The sequence below is a fragment of the Symplocastrum torsivum genome (assembly GCF_059505465.1).
Genome location: NZ_JCACKQ010000128.1, coordinates 1 through 3,241, shown reverse-complemented (window position 1 = coordinate 3,241; position 3,241 = coordinate 1). Strand labels below are relative to the sequence as shown.

The following is a 3,241-nucleotide window of genomic DNA, read 5'->3' as shown; positions in this document are numbered from 1 at the left end:
CCCGGCCTGCTCCGCCGGGAGGCGGCCGCCCGGTACTGCGGCACCGGCGTCTCGACGTGGGACCGGTGGACGGCCGCCGGGCTGACCCCCGAGCCGGTCAAGCTCAGCGGGGCCGTGCTCTGGTGCCGGGCCGAGCTGGCCGCGTGGTGCCGGCACCGCTGCCCGGACCGCGCCACCTGGACCCCGATCTGGCAAGCCCTCGTGACCGCCCGCCGGACCGGCCGGGCGAAGTGACCCCCGACACCCACCCTCACCAATCACACGACGGGCCGGGCGCCCTGGCAAGCACCTCCGGCCCGTCGTGATCGGAGCAATCTATGGATGGCGCAAATCCCATCGGAGCGGACTGCAAGCCCGGTAGCGACGCCCGCGACCGCATGCCCCGTGTCACGGCGGCGCACCCGTGCCCCGTCTGCCGGAAGCCCGACTGGTGCCTCGCCGCCCCCGACGGCTCCGCCGCCATCTGCAACCGCGTCGAGAGCCCGCAGCGCTGCGGCGACGCCGGTTGGCTGCACCGACTGGTCCGGCCCGAGCCCCGCCCCCGGGCCGGGCCGAGGACAGGTCGCGCCACCCGGGTGGACTGGCCGGCGGAGGCCCGGCGGTACGCCGACGCCCTCACCCCCGCCGTGCGGGACCGGCTGGCGGCGCTGCCGCTGCTCGGCCTCCGCGACGGGGGCCGCGGGCCGGTCTACGTCATCCCGGAGGCGGACGCGACCGGGGCCGTCGTCGGCCTGAACCGCCGGTTCCCCGACGGCTCGAAGACGATGCTCCCCGGCGGGAGGCGCGGCCTGATCCTCCCGGCCGGGTGGCGGGAGCGGCCCGGCCCGGTGTTCCTCGTCGAGGGGCCGACCGACGCGGCCGCCATGACCGTCGCCAGTCTGACCGCCGTCGGCCGCCCGTCCAACACCGGCGGGGTGGCCCACCTCGCCGACCTGCTCGGCGACCTCGACCCCGGCCCGGCCGTGGTCGTGGTGGGCGAGAACGACCGCAAGCCGACCGGGGACTGGCCCGGCCGCTACCAGCGCGGCGGGTTCCTCGTCCACGTCCTCGACCAGCCGGCCGAGCCGGACCCCGACGCCGTCGTCCGCCGCCCGGTCGGTGCCCCGGTCGTCCGCGAGTTGGCCCGCCCGCTCCTCCGGGAGCGGCTCACCCGGGCGGCGACCTGGCGGCAGTGGCGGGGGAGCGGCGAGAACGCCGAGCTCGTCCCGGCCCACCCGCCGGACGGGTGCGTCGGGGCCGTCCACGCCCACGGCCACTGGCCCGCCGTCCGCCCCCTCGACGCCGTCCTCACCCACCCCGTCCTCCTCCCGACCGGGGACGTCCTCGCCGCCGACGGCTACCACCGCGGGGTGCGGGTCCTCACCCGCCTCCCGCCCGACCTGACGGTGGCCGTGCCCGACACCCCGACCCGCGCCGACGTGACCGCCGCCGTCGCCACCCTCCTCGACCCGCTGGCCGACTTCCCGTTCGAGACCCCGGCCCATCGGGCGGCCCTGGTGGCCGGGCTGCTCACCCCGCTGGCCTGGTTCCTGATCGACGGCAACGTCCGCGGGGTCGGCAAGGGGCTCCTCGCCGACGTGGTCGCCCTGACGGTCACCGGCCGGCGGTTCCCGGTCATGAGCTACACGAGCGACCGGGAGGAGTTGCGCAAGAAGATCACCACCCCGGCGATGGAGGGGGAGCGGCTGGTGCTCCTGGACAACCTGGCCGGGGCGGTCGGCAACGACGTCCTCGACGCGGCCCTGACCACCGACCGGTGGAAGGACCGGGTGCTGGGCGGCAACCGGGTGTACGACGGGCCGCTCCAGGTGGTGTGGTTCGGGACGGGGAACAACGTCCAGCTGGGGGCGGACACGTCCCGCCGGGTGTGCCACGCCCGGCTGGAGTCGGCCGACGAGCGGCCGGAGATGAAGGAGGGGTTCCGGCACGCCGACCTCCGGGGGGCACGTCCGCCGCACCCGCGGTGGGCTCCTGTCGGCGGCGCTGACGATCCTGTTGGGGTGGGTGCGGGCGGGGCGACCGGTCCACGGGCTGCGGCCGTGGGGGAGTTTCGAGGGGCGGTCGGGGGTGGTGCGGGAGGCGGTGGTGTTCGCCGGCCTGCCGGACCCCGGGGAGACGCGGGTGGCCCTCCAGACGACGGCCGACCGGGACGCGGCCGCGATGGCGGACGTCCTCACCGGGCTGGCCCGGCCCGACGACACCGGGCGGGGGCTGACCACGGCCGACCTCGTCACCCGGCTCCAGGCGGCGGAGAAGGAGCCGGGGGACGAGGGGCTGGCGAACCTGCGGGCGGCGGTCGAGGATCTGTGCGGGAAGCTGTGCGGGCGGACCCTCGGGTACCGGTTCCGGCACTTCGCCCGGCGGAACTTCGGGGGGCGGATGCCGGACAAGGCGGACGCCCCGCACGGGTCGAGCCGGTGGGTGGTGCGGGACGCGGCGGCCCGGGCCGGCCGGGGGGATGCCCACCACCCCCACCCGGCCGGGGATCGCACCGGTGGGATGGTGGACATGGTGGGGATGATCCGGCCCGGTCGGGGGAGGAGAGTCCCCCGCCGGCCCGCAGCCGGAGGAGCTACGCCAACGACGACCGGCCGCACGAACTCCGGGGGTGACCCGTGACCACCACCGTCACCCCGGCCACTCCTGTCACGGCCGCGGGGCTGTTGGCCGCCGTCGTCCCGTGCGAGCCGACCGTCGAGGACGGGACGACGGCGTTCGCCCTCGACCCGCCGGCCGCGCTCGACCCACGGCTCCGGGTGCTGCACACCGGCGTCCGGGCCGTCCTCACCGGCCGGCCGTGGTACGGGTGCGGGTCGGACCGGCGAACCGCTGCGCCACGGGTACTCGACCCGGCCGCCCGCCTCGACCACCCGGCGCTCTTTGCCGCCGGCCCGGCCGGCCGCTGACCCCGACCGCCCTCGACCGCCCCCAACGGCCCTCGCGCGAACGCCACGGGCCGGTAGACTCGAACCTCCGCCGACCCGGCGGTCACTTTGGAAGGCCCGACATGGCAACGCTGTTCAAGCCCACCCGCCCGTACCCCCTCCCGGCCGGGGCCGAGGTCGTCGACAAGGACGGCCGCCCGCACGCCCGCGTCCGGGAGAAGGGCCGGGCCGTCCTCTACCCCCTGAGCGAGGACGGCACCAAGTACCTGAAGCCGGCGGCGAAGTGGGCGGCCGACGTGCGGCTCGCCGACGGCACCCGCAAGCGCGTCCGCTTCTCCCCCAACCGCGACGCCGCC

At 77.1% G+C, this 3,241-nt stretch carries 4 protein-coding genes; all 4 read left to right on the top strand.

The window, feature by feature from the left end:
- On the top strand, positions 1 to 234 hold a 234-nt coding region (locus AC5JL3_RS32175), incomplete at its 5' end, for a helix-turn-helix transcriptional regulator (RefSeq protein WP_496078330.1).
- A 341-nt stretch (positions 235 to 575) separates the two neighbouring features.
- A complete protein-coding gene (locus AC5JL3_RS32170; RefSeq protein ID WP_496078329.1) occupies positions 576 to 2,612 on the top strand; it encodes a hypothetical protein in 2,037 nt (678 codons plus the stop codon).
- Between the two features lie 3 nt (positions 2,613 to 2,615).
- Positions 2,616 to 2,906 carry a hypothetical protein gene (locus AC5JL3_RS32165; RefSeq protein WP_496078328.1) on the top strand — a complete coding sequence of 97 codons (291 nt, stop codon included), beginning with the start codon at positions 2,616 to 2,618 and terminating at the stop codon, positions 2,904 to 2,906.
- Positions 2,907 to 3,007: 101 nt separating this feature from the next.
- Positions 3,008 to 3,241 (top strand): hypothetical protein (locus AC5JL3_RS32160; protein ID WP_496078327.1); only part of this gene is annotated, 234 nt, incomplete at its 3' end.